Origin of the sequence: Cupriavidus sp. L7L, from assembly GCF_004353535.1 — a bacterium.
GTDB classification, from domain to species: Bacteria; Pseudomonadota; Gammaproteobacteria; order Burkholderiales; family Burkholderiaceae; genus Cupriavidus; species Cupriavidus oxalaticus_A.
Window position 1 is genome coordinate 58,345 of record NZ_SMNY01000033.1, and the last position, 18,253, is coordinate 76,597.

An 18,253-nucleotide genomic window follows, 5' to 3' on the forward strand; every position below is an offset into this window, starting at 1 on the left:
CTGAGGAGCAACCATGGCCCTGTCTAGCACGCTTGCAAACTGCCTGAGCAGCAAGAATACCCAGTACGACATCATCCGCCACCCCTACACCCTCAGCAGCATGGCCACTGCCGAGGCGGCGCACATTCCCGGAGACCGTCTGGCCAAGACCCTGTTGCTCGAGGACGAGCGCGGCTATGTCGCCGCGGTGATCCCTTCGAGCCATCACCTGCAGCTGGCTGCGATCTGCGAACAGACCGGCCGCGACCTGGTGCTCGCACATGAGGATGAAATCCGCGAGATCTTCAAGGATTGCGACCTTGGCGCGATTCCGCCGGTCGCCATGGCGTATGGCATGCAAACCTATGTGGACGACAGCCTGATGCAGCAGCCCGAGGTGTATTTCGAAGGCGGCGACCACCAGGAACTGGTGCACATGACACGGGACCAGTTCATGGACCTGATGTCGGATGCCACGCCGGGGCACTTCTCGCGCCGCATGATGTAGCGCGGCGACGTTACGGTGCGGCCACCGCGGATCCGCCCGCGGTGGCCGTTTTCGTTTTCATTCATTCGAGGTCCCGCAATGCCGCTGCCGGCGGCGCCGCGCCGGCCAATGCGCGCTCGCTGTCGTCCTTCAGGTCCACGCCCGAGCGCCCGAGTGCCGCGGCACCGCGCAGCAGGAACACCAGCCGTTGCGCGGCCTGCACATAGGACAACCCTTCGGGCCGCACATTGGAGATGCAGTTGCGCTCGGCATCGGTACGGCCGGGCCGCGGGGCGTAGGTCAGGTAGATGCCGAGGCTGTCGGGCGAACTCAGCCCGGGCCGTTCGCCGATCAGCATCACCACCTGACGCGCGCCAAGCACGGCACCGATATCGTCACCGAGCGCGACGCGCGATTGCTCCGCCACCACCACCGGTCCGATACGCCATTCCTGCGGCAGCAGCCGGCACGTTGCTTCCAGCACCGCTATGGCATGGGATTGCGCTGCCAGCGCCGAAAGGCCGTCGGCGATCACGAACACGACATCGGGCGCCTGCTGCGGTCGCGCCGCCGCCAGGCGCTCCCTGCTCGCGTCATCCAGGCCCCGGCCGAGGTCCGGGCGCCGCAGGTAATGGGTGCGGTCGGGCGCTGCGCTATGGACGACCACGTGGTCGAATCCCGCCTGCCGCAGTGCGCCGGCGATGGCATCGGCGTCCAGCGGCAGATGCACGGCATCGCGCGCCTGCGCATGGGCCAGGCCGAACGCGAGCACGGCCTCGGTGGTCTGGCTGTGGCCGGTGCGCCCCAATGCGATGCGCGCGCGCGTGAACTGGCGCAGGCGCTGCCATGGATCGGCGTCGTGCGTAGCGGAGGTATTGGCGCTATTGGCGGTATTGGCGGGGCGCGAAGGAAGGTCGGACATGGCGTGTCGTGAAGAATGGCCGGGGGCGGCCTTACAGGCTGTGCGCCATCTGCAGCAGCGGCTGGCGCTCGGACGGCTCCAGCAACCGGCCGGCGGCATCTGCGATGCCCATGCGCTGCAGCCATTGCTCGAATTCCGGCGCGGGGCGCAGGCCCAGCACTTCGCGCAGGTATAGCGCATCGTGGAACGACGTGCTCTGGTAGTTCAGCATGATGTCGTCGGCGCCGGGCACGCCCATGATGAAGTTGATGCCGGCCACGCCGAACAGCGTCAGCAGCGTGTCCATGTCGTCCTGGTCGGCCTCGGCATGGTTGGTGTAACAGACGTCGCAGCCCATCGGCACGCCCATCAGCTTGCCGCAGAAGTGGTCCTCGAGCCCGGCGCGGATGATCTGCTTGCCGTCGTACAGATATTCCGGCCCGATAAAGCCCACCACCGTATTGACCAGCAGCGGCGAGAACGCGCGCGCCACGGCGTAGGCGCGCGCCTCCATGGTCTGCTGGTCGACGCCATGGTGAGCATTGGCCGACAGCGCGCTGCCCTGCCCGGTCTCGAAATACATGACGTTGTCGCCGACGGTGCCGCGCGCCAGGCCCTGGGCGGCGTCGTGGGCCTCGGCCAGCAGCGCCAGGCTGATCCCGAAGGCCGTATTGGCGCGTTCGCTGCCCGCCACCGACTGGAACACCAGGTCGACCGGCGCGCCCTGCGCGATCGCGCGCAGCGTGTTGGTGACGTGGGTCAGCACGCACGACTGCGTCGGGATATCGAAGCGGCTGCGCAGCGCATCGAGCATATGCAGCAGCGAAACAATGGCGCCCAGGTTGTCCGAGGCCGGGTTGATGCCGATGGTGGCGTCGCCGCAGCCGTACAGCAGGCCGTCGATGACGGAAGCGGCAATGCCCTTGGGGTCGTCGGTAGGATGGTTCGGCTGCAGCCGCACCGCCAGCCGCCCCGGCAGTCCGACGGTATTGCGAAAGCGCGTCACCACCTGGCATTTGCGCGCCACCGCTACCAGGTCCTGGTTGCGCATCAGCTTGCTGACCGCGGCCGCGATCTCGGGGGTGATGCCCGGCGCGACGCGCGCCAGCGTGGCGCTGTCGGTCTCGTGCCGCAGCAGCCAGTCGCGCAGGTCGCCGACGGTCGTGGCACCGATCGCGGCAAAAGCGCAAGCGTCATGCCGGTCGACGATCAACCGCGTGATTTCGTCCGCCTCATACGGCACCAGCGCCTCATTGAGGAATTGCGTCAGCGGCACGTCGGCCAGCGCCAGGCGCGCGGCCATCCGCTCCTGCTCGCTGGCGGCGGCGATGCCGGCGAGCGCATCGCCGGAGCGCGCCGGGCTGGCCTTGGCCAGCAGCGTGCGCAAGCTGTCGAAGACATGGCGCTGACTGCCGATGGTGTGGGTATATGCCATGGGGAATGCGGTTCCGATGCCGGGGCCAATGCGGGGGCCGATGCCCCTAATATAGTCACCGTTGCGGCACCTGGCTGGCGCGGCGATACGAAAAGCAGAGCAATTCCCATGCCGGCTGGCGCCTAGCGAACGCTGGCAAAGACTTCTATCCGGCGGTTCAGCATCCGGCCCCCGGCGGTCCGGTTGTCTGCCACGGGCTGCGCGGCGCCCCGCCCGATGGTGTCGACCCGCACCGCTGCCAGGCCACGCGCCTGCAGGTAGCCGGCCACCTCTTGCGCGCGCGCTTGCGACAGCGCCTGGTTGGACCGATAACCGCCTGGGCCACCGGAGAATCGTCGGCATGCCCGACCACCGTGATCCAGTCGGCCCGGCCGTCGAGCAGGTCGGCCAGCTTGTCGAGTTGCTCGGCCAGCGCCCGTGGCAGTTGCGCCTGCCCGGGCGGAAACGACAGGCCGTGTTGGAAGACGATGTGCAGGCGGCCGCTGCGCACATCGGCATGGATGGCTGCGCTGGCGAGTTGCCCGGCGAAGGCCTGTTCGATGTCCCGCTCCAGCGTGTCTGCCGACGGGGAAACGGACGGGGAAACGGACGGGTAAGCGGGTTGGTAAGCGGGTGGGTAAGCGGCTTGTGCCAGCCGTTCCACCCGTAGTGCAAGCGCTTCGGTCGCGGCGTTCTGGCGCGTCGCCTGGACCGCCACGACGACGGCAGCGACTAGGAAGGCCAATGCGGCGACGGCAAGCAGCGGCCGGGCGCCGGCCATCGGCACCCGCGGCGGCGCTTCGGGCTGCGCTTCACATGGCGATGCCGGTCTCAGCGCCATGATCTCGCGTGTCGCCGGCCGGATCCGCGGCACCAGTTCTGCCGGTGGCCGCCCGTACTCATCCGTGAGCCCGCGTGCGACCAGGCATGCAACGACTTCAAGCGCATCAGCATGGGCGCCGGCTCGCTGCTGCAGCCTGGCGACCAGTGCGCGGCAGCGGCTGCCGCGCTCCGCCTCGCCGTAGTGCGCCGCAAGCAGGCCGCGCTGCAGCCAGGCGCCACGGCAGGCACCGGAGCGTCCCTGCACGCGGCGGCCCGCCTGGTCCAGCGCCGCGCACAGGCAATAGTGGACCGCCTCCACATCCTCCGCCGGCAACGCCGCCGCGCGACAGGCCTGCCGGAAGTTGGCCAGGCGCGTGTGCGCGGCTTCCTGCAGCGTCTCCAGGCGCGCCGCGGAATCGAGTTCCGGCGTCAGTTCATCGAGCACCCAGATCACCGGCTGCGCCAGCCGCAGCAGGTGGTTGCCATTACCCATCGCGGCGTGCGTCATCATCCCGAACGCCCCGGGCATTTGAAGCCTTGCAGCAAGCCCGTGGTCCACGGATTGGCCAGGCTGCCGGTGTTGATATCCAGCCGCGCCTTGCGGCCGTCGAAGTCGTACTCCGCCATGAAATGGCTGGCGCTGGCCGATCCGGCCAGCTTTCCCCTTGCCACGATCCGCATCAGTGCCCATGGGCCGCTTGCGGCCAGCGTCGAAGTCTCCGGGCGGATGCGCGGGCTGGCGCTGATCTGTGCGCCCTGGCCGCCGCGCGGGCCGGGCCAGGTGATCTTCAGCGGCACCACCGGGCCATGCACATAGCGCTGCCCTTGTCCGTCGAAGTCCAGGTTCAGCTCGACGATCTCGGGATCGAGCCCGACGACCTTCAGGTCGACCTTCCACGCCAGCCTCTTCGCGCCCGGATCGCGCAAAAACACCTCGCGGATGTCCCGTGCGCGCTGGAACGGCACCAGGCTCGGCCCGGCCACCGGCGGCACGTCCGGCGCGGTCAGCTTGTAGCGCCAGGGAGAGATGGTGGTATCGACGTGCGGCGCCAGCACTTTCTCGAAAAAGTCGTCGAGCACGCCGCCGGCGGCAAAGATCCGCGCGAAGTCTTCCGGATCGACATCCGGTGCCGCCGCGGGGGCGAAGGGGTACTTGCCCTCGATGGCGCTGCGGCAGCTTTCGCCGATCATGGCATCCATCTGCGCCACCAGGATCTCGCCGATGCCCTTGTTGACATCGCGCGTACCCTGCACCACCAGGTCGGCCAGCACCGCAGCGAACGGCGCGGGCAGCTTGGCCGCTTCCATGCGCAACTGCGCGCCGGTGTCCGCCGGCGGCGGCAGGTTGCGGGTATTCAAGGCGTTGTTGGCTACCACCAGGGTGGTGTAGTAGGCGTTGACCATGCCGGCAATCGCCTCCAGCCGCGGCTTGGCGCCTGTTGCCTGCGCGTCTGGCGCGGCGGCATCGGCCTGTCCGGTCACGACCTCGCGCAGCGCGGCAAAGCGGTTGTCGACCAGTTCGCGCTCCTGGCGCGCTTCGGCGCGCGCATTCAACACCTGTACTGGTCCGGATGTCTTGTCGAGTACGGACAGCGCCTTCTGCGCCAGCGACGGGTCCTGCGGCGCGAGCGGCCGGGGGAGCGTGGAGAGCGTGGTCTCCTGCACCGCGGCGCGGCCGAGCCGGGCCAGCGGCGAGTCCGGCGCGGCGAAATTGCGCAGGATCTCCAGGTCAAAGGCAAGGTTGTCGCCGGTCACCGTGCGTATGTCGCCAAGGAACGCGATCCAGCGGCGTGCATACTCCTCCAGGTACAGGCGGCGGATCTCGCGCGTCAGCGGATCGTTATCGCCCGGCTTGCCCGCTGCGGCCTCAAGCGTTTTTTTTTGAACCCCGTCGTGGCCCGTGCGGCCCATCACCCAGGCGTCGACCGCCTGCGCCTTGCCGACAAACTCGGGCAAGCGCGCGTTGAAGAGATCGTGATAGCCGGCATAGGTAAAGAGCCCGGGAATGCCCCGCTCCAGCGGCTCGCCGCTGGCCCGCGTAAAGACCGTTCCGGCCTGCGGCCCGACCGCCCGGACCAGCGTGAAGTCCTGCGGCGCGGCTTCCAGCATGGCCGCCTTGGCACGGTCGTAGAGCCGCTCGATCGAAGTGTTGCCATCAAGGAAATCCCGCGCCGAGCGGATCAGAGCTTCGTTCCTGGCATAGGGCGATTGCACCGGCCGGCTGCCGTCCAGCAGCCCATTCAGGTGTTCCAGCACGGCGACCCTGCCGCCAAAGGCGGCCGCGCCGTTGCCGGTGGCCCAATCGCTCTGGACCCATGCCCGCACCTCCGGCGCGCTGAACCTGTTCTTCTCGTGCAGCATCAGGTAGACGCGCAGCGTGTCGTAGGTCTGCCTGGCATCGCGCGCGGCCACCGCGCTTTCGAGCACCGATTCGACCCGGCGCACCAGGTATGGCACCAGCAAGTTGTCCTGCAGCCTGACGTGGGTCCGGATCGAGGCATCGAGGACCGGTGGCACGCTGTAGAGGCCGTAGCGCCATGCCAGCGGCGGAACGGCCGGCGCCAGGCCGGCATAGGCAGGCAGGTCGCGCGCGGCCGACAGCACCTCGGGCATTGTGCCGGGCTGCGGCGCCTTGTAGAAGGCGGCGACGGTAGCGGCCAGCGCCCCGGCCTTCTGCCGCACCGACTGCAGGTAGGCGCGGTTGTGGCCATCGCTGGCATAGAGCGCACCGGCCAGCCACAGGAAGATCACCACGGCCAGCGTGTGGCCGAGCAGCCGCAGCAGGCGGAAGCGGAATTCCCAGCGCAGGTTCGGTTTCACCAGATGCGCTTCGGGCACGATCACGCGCTTGAAGACGTCCTGCAGGAAATAGCTGCGATGGCCCGTCGCTTGCGCCGCCGCGGAATCGGCAACGGATTCGGCCGTGGCAGGGAAGGCCTGCTCCGCAGTTTCCGTGGTGTCGGCATGGTTGCGCTCCAGGCGCCTGAGCACGGTTTCATGGTCCGCCACCACCGTTGACGACGTCTGGGCCGCACTGGTGAAGTACACGCCGCGCAGCATGTGGGTGCTCTCGGTATCGTCAAAGCGGGAATCGAGGAACACCTGCGCCAGCATGGCGACGACCGGCCCGGCCAGGCCGGCAAACTCTTGCGGCAGCGCGAACAGGTCCTTGCGGCGCTGCGGGTCGTACTCTTCATACAGCCGCGCATCGAGTCCCGCCTGCAGCCGGTCGACCAGCAGCGCCATCTCGGTGCGGCAGCGTTGCGCGAAGGCGTCGGGCGCATCGGAGCGCCTGGCCTTGCGGTCGTCATGCGGGAAAGTAAAGCCCCACGGCTGCGCGCGGCCTTCGCTGCTCAGGTACCGGAAGTACGCGCCGAAGCCCGCCAGCTGGTCGAGCTTGGTGACGATCACATAGACCGGGAAGCGGATGCCGAGATCCGTGCGCAGGTCGGCCAGCCGGGCGCGCAGGCTGGCCGCCTGGCGCACGCGCACTTCGGGCGACTGCGTCAGCAGGTCCTCCGCGCTGATGGCAAGCACCGCGCCATTGATCGGCGCCCGGCTGCGATGCCTGCGCAGCATCGTGAGGAACCCGGTCCACTCGGCCTGGTCGATCTTTGGATTCTGGCCATGGCTGGTATAGCGGCCGGCCGTGTCGATCAGCACGGCCTCATTCGAAAGCCACCAGCTTGCAGTCCGGGTGCCTCGATCCTTGCCGGCCAGCGCGGCGGCGCTCATCTGCTCCGGCAACGGGAACTGCAAACCGGCATTGAGCAGGGCGGTGGTCTTGCCCGCTCCCTCTACGCCGACCACCATGTACCACGGCAGTTCGTACAGGTAGCGCCTGCCTTCCAGGACGCGACCGATCCCGCCACCGCTGCGCATCCCCTTGAGCTGCCTCAGCGCCTTCCGCACAGCCTCTTCCACAATGGCGAGCTCGTCCGTGGCAATGGCTTCCGGACGCTTGCCGCCAGGGTTCAGCAGCTTCTGCAGCAACGAATCGTTCGCCCGCGAGCGGCGCAGGAAACGGAACACTTCATAGGCCGCGAGCAAAAAGACAAGCACGGCAATGACGACGACCCGCACGACGTCCGAAGCGAGCGGATGCGCTGCGCCGACAGCAAGCAGCGGCCCGGCATGCCAGATTGCCAGGCAAAGCACGGCGATCCCGATCACCGCCACCGACCAGCGCAGCACCAGCAACAATGCCAGCGCCAGCAGCAGCACGATGGCGGCCATCCGCATGCCGATCCCCGCCAACGGCCGCAAACCATTGAACGCGAGCAGCGGACCGATAAACCAGATCGCGGCCGCGGCTAGCGCCAGCGCCACGTACACCAGCATCTGACGCGAGAACAGCACGGCCAGGCAACGTTTCAGGAATTCCATACCGCACTCTCTCAATGCATCACCACGATTTCCACACGGCGGTTCTGGGCGCGCGCGGCGGGCGACGCATTGCCCGCCAGCGGCTCGCTATCGCCCTTGCCCACCGCCGCCAGCCTTCCCTTGGCAACGCCCTTGCCGGCGAGGTATTCGGCGACGACGGCCGCGCGCTCTTCGGACAACACCTGGTTGGAAGGAAAGCGTGCGGTCCTGATCGGAACGTTGTCGGTATGGCCGATGACGTTGACCTGTCCGGCGACCTTGCTGATCTCTGCGGCCACCTTGTCGAGCACCGGCAGGACCTTGCTGCCGACATCCACCTGGCCGGCGGCGAACATGTCGTCGCCGCGGAACGTGACCGTGCTGCGCTTGTCGTCTTCGCTGACGCTCACGACGCCGCGGGCGATCTCCGCCCGCAGCAGCGCCGCCAGCCGCATTGCCGTCGGCGGATCCGGCGGCGCGGCGTGGCCGATGGCGACGATCTGCCGCGCCAGCGCATCGGTGCCGGCGAGCAGCTGGTACTTGTACCAGCCGAACAATGCCGCAATGCCGAGCGACAACACGCAGGCCGTGACCCACACCGGCACCGAACGCAGCAGCCGCAGCTTGCCCGGCGCCGCGCCGCGCCAGTGCGGAGACAGCTCGCGCGGCACGCTTTCGCGCGCGCCGGCGATCAGGTTCAACAGTTGCTGGCGGATCGCGTCGAGTTCGCGCGGTCCTTCGGACCGCTTGCCGTAGCGGCCGCGAAAGCCCAGAGACAACACCTGGTAGACCAGCTCGATGACGTGCATGTGCTCTTGCGGCGAGGCCACCAGCCGGCCCAGCAGCTGGAACACTTTCTCGCCGCCGTCTCCCTCCTGGTGGCACTGGATCAGCAGGCTTTGCGTCGCCCAGTCGCCGGCTTCGCCCCAGCGGGTCGCGTTGGCGGCCTCGTCAAGCGCGGTGCAGAGCGTGTAGCGTGCGGCGAGCACATGCTCGCGGCGCAGGTTGGCGCGCTCGCAGACCGCCTGGAACCGCAAGATCTCCTGCATCAGCATCTGCTTCAGCGCTTGCGCCGCACCATCACCGGGCAGCTCCGCCGGCATGTCGGCCAGCGTGCGCAGCAGCGGTTGCGCCGCGGCAAGCAGGGGATTGGCGCTGGCCGCAATGCGCGCGGCACGCTGCTCCAGCGTTTCGGGTGTGTTCCAGCGCCATGCGGAACGTCCTGGCGCGGTGGTGTCCGCGGATGTCGCGTCGGCCCCGCTGACAGCGTCCGCGATGGCGGACGGCGGCATGGTCTCGCCGGTGTGTTCGACTGCGTCTTCCATCAGCTGCGCACTCCCCACAACTCGAGACGAATTTCCGGAAAATGGCCGGCCACATGCAACGCGAGGCCGCCGTAGCGCTGGACCTGCTCCCACAGCGGATGGTCCTGGGACAACTCGAAGTAGACCTGCCCGGCGTTGAACGGAATCTGACGCGGCGGCACGGGCAGCGGCCGCAGCGGGATGCCGGGAAGGTGCGAGCGGATCAGTTCGGCAAGGCGCTCCGAAGGCCCCGCCTTGGCCTGGGCCGGGAATTGCCGCTGCAGCACGTCGGGCGGCATCTGCGCGCCAACGGCCAGCACAAAGGTATGGAAGCGCGAGAACTCGCTCGGCTCCAGCACCGCAAGCCGGATGCCGTGGGACTGGTCGCGCAGCTCGATGCGCTGCGCACTGCGCTCCAGCACCACGTTGAGCAGGAAGCGCAGGTCATCGACCACCGGCTTCAGGCAGGTGTGCGGCTCGTCGTGGCGATAGGCGCCAAACGGCAGCGGACGCCGGGTAGCGGTGCGGACAAAGGTAGACAGCTCGCCGGCCAGCGCGGTCAGCATGACATAGAGATCCTCCGGCGAGGCTGCCTTGGCCTCGAGCATATGCGTCAGCACCGGCTCATGCCGGTTCAGCAGCTGGAGGATGAGGTACTCCGACACCTCGGCGGCATCTCCGCCGCGGGTGCTGGCCGCGGCAAGCCGTTCGGCCATCGCACTGGCACGCAGGCGCAGCAGGCCGTGGAGTTCGCCCAGCCACGCCGTCAGCAAGGCGCTGGCCGTGTACACGTTGACCGGCGGGATCAGCGCCGGATCGAGCGTGGCGCTGCCATCGGCGCGGATCTCGGCCACCCTGGCAAGCGGCAGTCCGATCCAGGATTCGGTCAGCTCCTTCTCCGGCAGCAGGCGCAGCCGCAAGTCGGCCAGCTGCACCAGCTTCGGCCCCTGCCCGATCGAGTTGGCATCCAGCAGTTCCTCTTCGAAGCTGTGGTACCGCGCCAGCGAGTCCGCGGCGTTGTCGAATGTGGTCTCTTCCGTATTGGGCGTGCGAATCGGTGCCGACAGGCAGATGCGCTGGTTCAGGTGCTCATGGCGCAATGCCAGCGGGGCGGGCAAGCGCGCATGGGCGGGCGCGTCGAACGGCGTGCCATCCTGCAGGATGCCGGCGGCGCCGGAAACCACCAGCTTGCCGAGCGCCAGCGCCTCGGTGTCGATGGCCAGGTGTGAAAAGCCCCAGAAGAATGCGCTCAGCGCCGCGGCGCGTTTATGCGCGAAATGCTCCAGATAGCGCTCCTGCTGCTGAAACAGCTGCGGGCGCAGGAACAACCCTTCGCTCCAGACAACCTTGTTGTACCAGCTCATGAATCAGTCGGGTTTTATAACGGTAATGGTTTGCTGGTCGAGCACGACCTGCAGCCTGACCTTGCGCGCAGGCACGACGGCGCGGTACCACGCCGCTTCCGGTGCAGGCGGCAATGGGTAGACCGTGCGCCAGGTCGCCTTGCCCAGGTCGCGGTATCCGACCAGGAAGCCCAGCGCTGTGGTTTGGGGATTGAGCTTGCGCTCGATCGATCGGGATTCCCCGGGGCGCAGCACGAACGCATCGCGGGCCAGCAGGTCCTGGGTCAGGACGGTGCTGTCGTTCTGATCGAGCGAGAAGTAGTCAGCGCTGCTGAACGCCGCTTCCGTCTTGAGTTCGTAGACGCGAACCAGGACGGGTGCAGCGCGATCCTGTTCGTCCGGGTTGACGGTCGGCCTGGCATCGACAGCCAGCACGAGCTTGATCTGTTCCCGGGAGGCGTCCGGCTGCGGCGCCGAGCAGGCGCACAGCAATGCGGCAGCCGATGCCGCCATGATGCGTAGGCTCACTGCAATCTCCTTGTACCGCACGAATAAGCGTCTGGCCGTCGGGCGTCGTGCCGCAACCGCCTCGCGTGCCAGGCGGAGGCCCTGCCGATCCCCTTTATCAGGGTTCGCGGCAGGGCCCCACGCCGGGGTGCGGGTCAAGCCTCCTTGTTGCCCTTGATGTCGTATCCCGCCGTCACGGCGCCGCCGCTGCCGCCCTGGGCGTTCTGCACCACGTACTCCTGCTTGACCCGGGAGAACGACAGCGCCACCTGCTCGCGCATGCGGACTTCATCGTCCACCGACCCCCTCGGGCTGACCTTGGTGACAATCACATCGGTCATGGTGAGCTTCAGGTACTCGAGCGGGTTGCCGCCGGCCTTGCGCACCACCAGCACCGCTTCATTCATGTGCTTGCCCGTCAGGCAGTACTTCATCAGGTTGGGCGAAGCGCGGTCGATGTAGTGCTCGAAGCTCAGGTCCGACACCGTCGCCTTGCCGGCGCCGCCGCCACTGCCGGCGTGCATGGTCGACTGCTGCTCGATGGTCCAGTCCCACGCGAGCAACTCGATCTCGTTCTTGTGGGACGAATCCTGCGATTCGCCATCGATGCCGTTGATCTTCAGGAAGATGTCCTGCGCCATTTCGTCACTCCTTTACGTAAGTCAGAAACTGCAGACAAGGGCCACGGCAGGCCTTGCCGTGGGCATTTCCGGCCCGGATCAATGCCCCGACGTGGGCTATGCGGCGTCCTTGACCGATGGCAGCCGCGCCACCAGCCGCAGCGAGACCGTCAGGCCTTCCAGCTGGAAGTGCGGGCGAAGGAAGAACTTGGCGCTGTAGTAGCCGGGATTGCCATCGATTTCTTCCACCAGCACTTCAGCGGCCGCCAGCGGGCGCCTGGCCTTGGTCTCCTGCGAGGAGTTGGCCGGGTCGGCATCGACGTAGTTCATGATCCATTCGTTGAGCCAGCGCTGCATGTCCTCGCGCTCCTTGAACGCGCCGATCTTGTCGCGCACGATGCACTTCAGGTAATGGGCGAAGCGCGAGCAGGCAAACAGGTACGGCAGCCGGGCAGAGAGATTGGCGTTGGCGGTTGCATCGGCGTCGTAGTATTCCGCAGGCTTCTGCAGTGACTGGGCGCCGATAAAGGCCGCGTAGTCGGTGTTCTTGCGATGCACCAGCGAGATGAATCCATTCCTGGACAGCTCGGCTTCGCGGCGGTCCGAGATCGCAATCTCGGTCGGGCATTTCGTGTCGATGCCGCCGTCATCCGTCGGGAAGGCATGGCAGGGCAGGTTCTCCACCACGCCGCCGCTCTCGACGCCGCGGATCAGCGTGCACCAGCCGTAGAGCTTGAAGGAGCGGTTGACATTGACCGCCATCGCGTAGGCCGCGTTGCTCCAGACATACTTGCGATGATCGGTGCCGTCGGTGTCTTCCTCGAAGTCGAAAGCATCAACGGGATTGGTATGGATGCCATACGGCAGCCGCGCCAGGAAGCGCGGCATGGCCAGGCCCACGTAGCGCGCGTCTTCCGAGCTGCGCAGGCCATTCCATGGCGCGTACTCCAGGTTCTGGAAGATCTTGGACAGGTCGCGTGGATTGGCCAGCTCCTGCCACGAATCCATCTGCAGCACCGAGGGCGAGGCGCCGGCGATAAACGGAGCATGGGCCGCCGCCGAGATCTTGGCGATCGAACCAAGCAGTTCCACGTCCGGCGGCGTGTGGTCGAAGTAGTAGTCGGCCACCAGGCAGCCATAGGGCTCGCCACCGAGCTGCCCATATTCCTCCTCGTAGATGCGCTTGAAGAACGGGCTCTGGTCCCAGCCGATGCCCTTGTAGCGGCGCAGCGTGCGGCGCAGCTCTTCCTTGGAAACGTCCATCACGCGAATGCGCAGCTTGTCGTCGGTTTCGGTGTTGGCGACCAGGTGATGCAGGCCGCGCCACGCAGACTCCAGCTTCTGGAAATCCGCGTGGTGCAGGATCAGGTTGATCTGCTCGGACAGCTTCTTGTCGATGGCGGCAATGATGGCCTCGATGCTCTTGTAGGCATCGTCGCTCAGGGTGCAGGCGCTGGCGAGCGCCTGCTCGGCCAGCGTCCTGACGGCGAGGTCGACGGCCTCGCGCGCCTGCTCCGTCTTGGGTGAAAACTCGCGGCTGATCAGCGCGGCAAAGTCAGCGTGGTCGGCGGCATGCTCAGCGGCCGCTGCGGCTTGAGTCTGCGTTTGGTGGGCGGAAGCCATGGATTCCTTGCTCGATGAAATGGTTCAGGTAGGCAAGCAGCCGGCCGATTCACGAGGGCTCGGCTTCGCCCTTGTCTTCGCTGGCCTGTGTCCGGGGTGTGCAGGCAAGCGATTGCAGCAGCGCGGGATCCTGGAGCAGCCGGTTGATCAGCGCTTCGGCGCCCGACTTGCCGTCCATATAGGTCTGCAGGTTGGCAAGCTGCGTGCGGGCTTCGAGCAGCTTTCTGAGCGCGTCGACCTTGCCGGCCACGGCGGCCGGCGAGAAGTCTTCGATGCTCTCGAAGGTCATGTCGACCAGCAGCTGGCCCTGGCCCGACAGCGTGTTATGCACGGCAAACGCCACGCGCGGCTGCATCGCCTTCATGCGCTCGTCGAAATTGTCGACATCGACTTCCAGGAACTTGCGGTCGGCCACCGGCGGCAGCGGCTCGGCGGGCTTGCCCGAGAGGTCCGCCAGGACGCCCATCACGAACGGCAGCTCGATGCGCTTCTCCGAGCCATAGACTTCGACGTCGTACTCGATCTGGACGCGCGGCGTGCGATTGCGCGCGATAAATTTCTGCGAACTGTTCACAACGGACATGGCTCTCCCCAACGGGTTTCAAGGATGTGCCGGAGGCATCAGGCCGGTCCGGCTTCGGCATTGCCCGGCTCGGCATGACCCTGGCCGGAACGGTATTCGATGTCATAGGTCAGCTCGCCCGGCCCTGTACCGGACAGGCCGATGGCGACGGCCGCCACATCCTGTTTGCCGGACAGTGCCGTCAGCCATAGCCGCGCGAGCTGCGGCTGGATGGCCTGCTCGATAAAGCCGATCAGCTGGCGCGCGCCGGTCTCGCCCACCGCGCACCGCGACACGATGAGATCGACCACGGCATCCGCGTACTTCAACGCAATGCCGTGCTGGGATTGGAGGCGTGCCGCGACCCGCTCCAGTTGCAGGCGCGCGATGCGCCCGAGGTTTTCCGGCGCCAACGGCAGGTAGGGAAGGACCACGAGGCGGCCGAGGAAGGCCGCCGGGAAATGCTTGCGCAGTTCGGGCGTGAGGGCCTCGCACAACGCGGCAAGGTCGGGGGGCGAGCCGTTGCCCTCACACAGGTCCAGCAGCAGCTCGGAACCCACATTGCTGGTGAGCAGCAGGATCGTGTTGCGGAAGTCGATGTGGCGGCCTTCGCCGTCTTCCATATGGCCCTTGTCGAAGACCTGGTAGAAGACTTCGTGCACATCGGCATGCGCCTTCTCGACTTCATCGAGCAATACCACGCTGTGCGGCCGGCGGCGCACCGCTTCCGTGAGCACGCCGCCGTCGCCGTAGCCGACATAACCCGGCGGCGCGCCCTTGAGCGTCGAGACGGTATGCGCCTCCTGGAATTCGGAGAGATTGATCGAGATGAGGTTCTGCTCGCCGCCGTACAGCGCATCGGCCAGCGCCAGCGCCGTTTCGGTCTTGCCGATGCCGGACGGCCCGACCAGCAGGAACACCCCGACCGGCTTGCCGGGATCGGCCAGCTGCGCCCTGGCGGTCTGGATGCGCTCTGCCAGCAGGGCAAGCGCGTGGTCTTGCCCGGTCACCCTGGCGGCGAGCGTCTGCGGCAGCCGCATCACCGCCGCTACCTCGTCCGCCACCATGCGGCCGACAGGGATGCCGGTCCAGTCCGAGACGATTTCGGCCACGACCGCCTCGTCCACTTCGGTATGGACCAGCGGCGCGCTGGCGCGGGCCGCGCTCAGTTCGGCTTCGATGTCCTCGAGCTGGCGGCGGGCCTCGTCCGTGGCCAACGGCGCCTGCTCCGGCGCCTGGCTCAGCACGCGCCGGCAGGCAAGCAGGTCGTTGGCCAGGCTCAGTTCGCGCTTCCACCGACCGTCGGCCAGCGCCAGCTCGCCCTCGATCCGCTCGCGGCGCGTATTGAGGTCGGCCATCCGCGGCGTCAGCAGCTTGCCCGGAGCGGCACCGAGCGTCGCCTCTTTGGCCAGCAGCGCATGCTCGGTATCGCATGCCTGCAATTGCTGCCGCAGGAATTCGACCTCCTTCGGCGGGGCGTGCAGTGACAGCGCAACGCGCGCGCAGGCAGTGTCGAGCAGGCTGATCGCCTTGTCAGGCAACTGCCGCGAAGGGATGTAGCGATGCGACAGCCTGACCGCGGCACGCACCGCGTCATCGCGCACGAGCACCTGGTGATGCGTCTCGAAAGTGGAAACCAGCCCGCGCAGCATGGCCATTGCCATGGCCTCCTCCGGCTCGATGACCTGCAGCACCTGGAACCGTCGCGTGAGCGCGGGATCCTTTTCGATATGGCGCTTGTATTCCGTCCAGGTGGTGGCGCCGACCGTGCGCAACGCGCCGCGGGCCAGCGCCGGCTTGAGCAGGTTGGCGGCATCGCCGGTGCCTGCCTGCCCGCCGGCACCGACCAGCGTGTGTACTTCGTCGATAAACAGGATCACCGGCTTGGGCGACCGGTCGGCCTCTTCCAGCACAGCCTTCAGGCGCGCCTCGAATTCCCCCTTCATGCTCGCGCCGGCGAGCAACGCGCCGACATCGAGGCTCAGAAGCCGGACATCCTTCAGGCTGGGCGGCACCTGCCCTGCCGCGATGGCCCGGGCGAATCCTTCGATCACGGCGGTCTTGCCTACACCCGCATCGCCGGCCAGCAGCGGGTTGTTCTGACGGCGGCGCAACAGGATGTCCGTCATGGTGCGGATCTCCTGCTCGCGGCCGATCACGGGGTCGAGCTTGCCGGCACGCGCGGCTTCGGTCAGGTCAAGGCAGTACTGGTGCAGCGCCGACCGGCCAGACGGCGCGTCGGCGATGGCGCCGCTCGGCTCCCCTGGCGCCGCCGGCGCCAGGCCGCTACCGTCATATGCCCCCTCCTCCGCTTCCGGCGACTGGGCAACCTGTGCCGGCAGGTTGGCGACGAGATCATCGGCCTGTACCTTCCCGAACTGCCTGGACACGCCAAGCACGGTGCGGCGCAGCTCGGGCGTCTTCAGCAGCGCGGTCAGCAGGTAGGCGCCGCGCACGCGGCCGTCATCGAATGCCAGCGTTGCGTAGACCCAGGCACGCTCCACCGCTGTCTCGATCTGGAACGAGAAATCGTTGATCGACGAAGCGCCGGCCGGCAGCGCCGCCAGCGCCCGGGTCAGGTCGGCCTCCAGGGCCGCCCGGTCCGCACCCGCATGCCGCAGCATGCGCTGCATGTCGCCGTCGGGCGCCTGCAGCAACTGGTGCAGCCAGTGGACCAGCTCCACGTACGGGTTGCCGCGGAGCTTGCAGAAAGCGGTCGCGCTTTCCAGCGCCTTGAACAGGGTGGGATTGAGTCGGCCAAACAGGGCCTGGCGCGAAATATCCATTCGAATGCCTTGCGTCTTCCGTTCACGGCTGCATGAATGCGAGCCGTTGGACGGTTGTCTTTGCGTTTTTTCAGACTATTGACGAATCTTCAGGCATGCAATGCGCCGACAATCTGAATATTCATAGCGCGGCGCCATAAAAATCGAATCACAACATTCATGGGGTAATTCGACCCATCTCGTGCGCAATTACCACCGCATGAATCATGCCGCAATGACAGACAGCCTTATTTCTTCGGACTCTCATCGAAATACGGGACAGCCGTCACTGACTACACACACCCGCAAGTCAAACAATAGGATTCTTCATATTTTTAATGAAACTAAATTAAATCTAATATTAGAAATTAATAGCACGTAATACCGGATTTCCGCATTCATTTCCGCAATTTTTGTGATTATCATCAGCGCCATTTCCTGAAACCGAGGTGGGCGGAGGCGACATGAGCGAATGGCCAGGCGATCCAGCAAGGGCGCTTTCCGACGCAGGACCCGACGCGAATGGGTTGCTCGACCTGGTCGGCCAGGGTCACATCCCGGCGCCAAGCGCCAGCCACGCCGGCATCGCGGCGGGCCCGGACATGCTGGCGCGGCTCATGCTGGAAGCCGAGGCCGTCTTGCGCGATCCCGACTATGTCGGCGTCCACGATGCAGGCGCCAGGGCGCCCACCCCGCTTGCCGCGTCCGATCCCAATCCGCTGCAGACGCTCGCCCACGAAGCCGCCAGTACGGCCAGGCTGATGGACATGCTGGACGTGGCCGGTCATATCGATGCCTGCATCAGCGCAGGAGACGCCGCGGATGACTGCCAGCTCTTTATGCAACCGCGAGCCCCGGACGTGCTGCGGCTCTTTGCCAGCGGCATCGATTGCGCGCAAGTCCGCGCCGCCACCGCCAGCCTTACACGGCGCGAACACCATTTGGTTTCCATGGACAGCGTCTATTGCCCAGAACGCGAATGGTCCCCGGACGATGAGCAAACCACCTGAGCGGCCGGACCGTGGCACGCCGGCGGCCCTGCGCCGCGCCGGTCCGCCCCGCCGTCCGAATTCGCAACTGCTGCCGACGCTGTTCGACCGGCTGCGCGACGATGCGCCGCACCGCAGGACGGAAGCGCCGGAGGAATACACCGTCACGCGCGCGCAGATGCGCAAGATCATCCAGCGCGATCTCACCTACCTGCTCAACACGACCAACCGCGAGGACGAGATCGATCGCGCGCGCTATCCCCAGGCTGCCAGCTCGACGCTCAACTACGGCGTTCCCGCGCTCGCAGGAAGCTACCTGTCCGAGCGCAAATGGGACGACATCATCCGCATCGTCCAGCGCGCCATCGAGGATTTCGAGCCGCGCCTGATCCCGGGCTCGCTCGGGATCGCGCCGCTGCTGAAGGAGGATGCGCCGCATCGCCACAACGTGCTGCTATTCGAGATTTCCGGCCTGATCCACATGGATCCCTATCCGATGGCCTTCACCGCACAAAGCTCGCTCGACCTGGAGACCAGCCGCATGCAGGTCAAGTCGATTCACGCCAACTGAT

General features: G+C 66.8%; 14 protein-coding genes and 1 pseudogene. 3 read left to right on the forward strand and 12 right to left on the reverse strand.

Features of this window, described 5'->3' with window-relative positions; translation table 11 throughout:
* The first annotated feature begins 13 nt into the window (after positions 1–13).
* Positions 14–487, forward strand: a complete 474-nt coding sequence (locus E1J61_RS27485) for an aminoacyl-tRNA deacylase (protein WP_133097091.1) — start codon at positions 14–16, stop codon at positions 485–487.
* A 61-nt stretch (positions 488–548) separates the two neighbouring features.
* On the opposite strand, the gene eutC is transcribed toward E1J61_RS27485, so the two are convergent.
* From eutC to tssH, 12 genes and pseudogenes are all read right to left on the reverse strand, one after another.
* A complete protein-coding gene (eutC, locus tag E1J61_RS27490) occupies positions 549–1,388 on the reverse strand; it encodes an ethanolamine ammonia-lyase subunit EutC (RefSeq protein WP_133097092.1) in 840 nt (279 codons plus the stop codon).
* A 31-nt stretch (positions 1,389–1,419) separates the two neighbouring features.
* Complete coding sequence (locus E1J61_RS27495) at positions 1,420–2,802, reverse strand: ethanolamine ammonia-lyase subunit EutB (protein ID WP_133097093.1); 1,383 nt, start codon at positions 2,800–2,802, stop codon at positions 1,420–1,422.
* Between the two features lie 122 nt (positions 2,803–2,924).
* Positions 2,925–3,071, reverse strand: coding sequence for a hypothetical protein (locus tag E1J61_RS38390; protein ID WP_243737000.1), 147 nt, complete (start codon positions 3,069–3,071; stop codon positions 2,925–2,927).
* 431 nt (positions 3,072–3,502) lie between these two features.
* Positions 3,503–4,132 (reverse strand): annotated as a pseudogene (locus tag E1J61_RS38395) (DotU family type IV/VI secretion system protein); the annotation flags it as partial.
* On the reverse strand, positions 4,111–7,989 hold the full coding sequence (gene tssM, locus E1J61_RS27505) for a type VI secretion system membrane subunit TssM (RefSeq protein WP_133097095.1): 3,879 nt from the start codon (positions 7,987–7,989) through the stop codon (positions 4,111–4,113). The gene tssM and the pseudogene E1J61_RS38395, both read right to left, overlap by 22 nt.
* Positions 7,990–8,000: 11 nt before the next feature.
* Positions 8,001–9,293, reverse strand: a complete 1,293-nt coding sequence (tssL, locus tag E1J61_RS27510; RefSeq protein ID WP_243737001.1) for a type VI secretion system protein TssL, long form — start codon at positions 9,291–9,293, stop codon at positions 8,001–8,003.
* Positions 9,293–10,636 (reverse strand): type VI secretion system baseplate subunit TssK, encoded by a 1,344-nt coding sequence (gene tssK, locus E1J61_RS27515; RefSeq protein WP_133097096.1) that lies wholly within the window; start codon positions 10,634–10,636, stop codon positions 9,293–9,295. Before tssK ends, tssL begins: the two co-directional genes overlap by 1 nt.
* A 3-nt stretch (positions 10,637–10,639) precedes the next feature.
* The gene (gene tssJ, locus E1J61_RS27520; protein ID WP_133097183.1) at positions 10,640–11,128 is read right to left on the reverse strand and encodes a type VI secretion system lipoprotein TssJ; all 489 of its coding nucleotides are present in this window, start codon (positions 11,126–11,128) and stop codon (positions 10,640–10,642) included.
* A gap of 149 nt (positions 11,129–11,277) precedes the next feature.
* Positions 11,278–11,763 carry an Hcp family type VI secretion system effector gene (locus E1J61_RS27525; protein WP_133097097.1) on the reverse strand — a complete coding sequence of 162 codons (486 nt, stop codon included), beginning with the start codon at positions 11,761–11,763 and terminating at the stop codon, positions 11,278–11,280.
* 96 nt (positions 11,764–11,859) lie between these two features.
* Positions 11,860–13,365 (reverse strand): type VI secretion system contractile sheath large subunit, encoded by a 1,506-nt coding sequence (tssC, locus tag E1J61_RS27530; RefSeq protein ID WP_133097098.1) that lies wholly within the window; start codon positions 13,363–13,365, stop codon positions 11,860–11,862.
* A gap of 49 nt (positions 13,366–13,414) precedes the next feature.
* On the reverse strand, positions 13,415–13,948 hold the full coding sequence (gene tssB, locus E1J61_RS27535) for a type VI secretion system contractile sheath small subunit (RefSeq protein ID WP_133097099.1): 534 nt from the start codon (positions 13,946–13,948) through the stop codon (positions 13,415–13,417).
* A 38-nt stretch (positions 13,949–13,986) separates the two neighbouring features.
* Complete coding sequence (gene tssH / locus E1J61_RS27540) at positions 13,987–16,713, reverse strand: type VI secretion system ATPase TssH (RefSeq protein ID WP_133097100.1); 2,727 nt, start codon at positions 16,711–16,713, stop codon at positions 13,987–13,989.
* Between the two features lie 506 nt (positions 16,714–17,219).
* Here tssH and E1J61_RS27545 point away from each other — a divergent pair.
* Both E1J61_RS27545 and tssE read left to right on the forward strand, forming a co-directional pair.
* Positions 17,220–17,702 carry a TagK domain-containing protein gene (locus E1J61_RS27545; RefSeq protein ID WP_165971553.1) on the forward strand — a complete coding sequence of 161 codons (483 nt, stop codon included), beginning with the start codon at positions 17,220–17,222 and terminating at the stop codon, positions 17,700–17,702.
* On the forward strand, positions 17,686–18,252 hold the full coding sequence (tssE, locus tag E1J61_RS27550) for a type VI secretion system baseplate subunit TssE (protein WP_133097102.1): 567 nt from the start codon (positions 17,686–17,688) through the stop codon (positions 18,250–18,252). The genes E1J61_RS27545 and tssE overlap by 17 nt, the downstream gene beginning before the upstream one ends.
* Position 18,253: the final 1 nt, after the last annotated feature.